Below are 502 nucleotides of genomic sequence, written 5' to 3'. Positions count from 1 at the left end.
CTGCTGTACGCTTTGGACGAGCAGGTGCGCCGCTGGGAAACAGAAGGGCGCGTTGCCAAATACGAAGGCTGGGAGTTCTTGGGGCTAATCGTTGACGAGAACGGCGTCTGTCGCGGGCTGGTCGCGCAAGACCTGCGCTCGATGGAGATTCGCGCCTTCCGCGAGGAAGCGGTCGTCATCGCTACAGGCGGTCCCGGCATGATCTTCAAAAACACGACCAACTCCATCATCTGCACGGGCAGCGCGGCGAGCATCTGCTACCAGCAAGGCGCGTACTACGCTAACGGCGAGTTCATCCAGATTCACCCGACGGCGATTCCTGGCGAGGACAAGTGCCGCCTGATTTCGGAGGCGGTGCGCGGCGAGGGTGGGCGCGTGTGGGTGCCTAAAGACCCGCACGACAGCCGACACCCGCGCGACATCCCCGAAAGCGACCGCTGGTACTTCCTTGAGGAGAAGTATCCCGCCTACGGTAACCTCGTGCCGCGCGACATCGCCACCC

Annotated in this window: 1 protein-coding gene; it reads left to right on the top strand. The window is 63.1% G+C overall.

Features of this window, described 5'->3' with window-relative positions:
- Positions 1 to 12: 12 nt before the first annotated feature.
- Positions 13 to 502 (top strand): FAD-binding protein (locus NW837_RS15420; protein ID WP_414332544.1); only part of this gene is annotated, 490 nt, incomplete at its 3' end.

Origin of the sequence: Synechococcus sp. R6-10 (assembly GCF_047461815.1) — a bacterium.
Lineage (GTDB): Bacteria > Cyanobacteriota > Cyanobacteriia > Thermostichales > Thermostichaceae > Thermostichus.
Note: the sequence above shows the minus strand (reverse complement) of the source record. Positions and strands in the feature narration are given on the sequence as shown.